Source organism: Mycoplasmopsis ciconiae (assembly GCF_036350065.1).
Taxonomy (GTDB): domain Bacteria; phylum Bacillota_I; class Bacilli_A; order Mycoplasmatales; family Metamycoplasmataceae; genus Mycoplasmopsis; species Mycoplasmopsis ciconiae.
The window spans coordinates 1-1,155 of sequence record NZ_JAZDWZ010000018.1; the positions used below are offsets into that span (position 1 = coordinate 1).

Sequence of the window (1,155 nt, forward strand, 5' to 3'; positions counted from 1 at the left end):
TTAAATTCTTTGAAAACTGAATAGTAATTTAATTCACTAAAATGAGTTGAATATAAATCTCACTTTTAAACCTATCAATTTATTAGTAATGGTCAGCTGAATGTATTGCTACACTTACACTTCCATCCTATCAACCTCGTCGTCTACAAGGAATTTCAAGGGAATACTAATCTCTGAGGAGGCTTCCCACTTAGATGCTTTCAGCGGTTATCCCTTCCACACTTGGCTACCCTGCTATGCTTCTGGCGAAACAACAGGAACACCAGTGGTGTGTCCACTCCGGTCCTCTCGTACTAAGAGCAGCTCTCATCAATATTCCAACGCCCACATCAGATAGGGACCGAACTGTCTCACGACGTTCTGAACCCAGCTCGCGTACCGCTTTAATTGGCGAACAGCCAAACCCTTGGAACCGACTCCAGCTCCAGGATGCGATGAGCCGACATCGAGGTGCCAAACCTTGCCGTCGATGTGATCTCTTGGGCAAGATAAGCCTGTTATCCCCAGGGTAACTTTTATCCGTTGAGCGACTGCCGTTCCATGACGTACAGCCGGATCACTAAGTCCTGCTTTCGCACCTGCTCGACTTGTAAGTCTCACAGTCAAGCACACTTCTACCTTTGCGCTCTGCATACAGTTTCTGACTGTATTGAGTGTACCTTTGAACGCCTCCGTTACCTTTTAGGAGGCGACCGCCCCAGTCAAACTACCCACCACGCACTGTCCTCCCACCGGATAACGGCGGCAAGTTAGAAACTCAACATACCAAGGGTGGTATTTCAAGGACGACTCCATTAAGACTAGCGTCTTAACTTCAAAGTCTCCCACCTATCCTACACATGTTAGGCCAAATTTCAATACGAAGTTGTAGTAAAGCTCCATGGGGTCTTTTCGTCTTGATGCGGGTACCCAGCGTTTTCACTGGGACCATAATTTCACCGAGTCCAATGTTGAGACAGTTGAGAGATCATTGCGCCTTTCGTGCAGGTCAGTATTTAGCCGACAAGGAATTTCGCTACCTTAGGACCGTTATAGTTACGGCCGCCGTTCACCCGGGCTTCATTTCAACGCTTCGCTATTGCTAACGCATCCATTTAACCTTCGGGCACTGGGCAGGCTTCACCCCCTATACATCACCTTGCGGTTTAGCAGAGA

Annotated in this window: 1 rRNA gene; it reads right to left on the reverse strand. The window is 47.7% G+C overall.

Features of this window, described 5'->3' with window-relative positions:
• Window positions 1-61 precede the first annotated feature (61 nt).
• Window positions 62-1,155 (reverse strand): 23S ribosomal RNA (locus tag V2E24_RS03540); the annotation flags it as partial.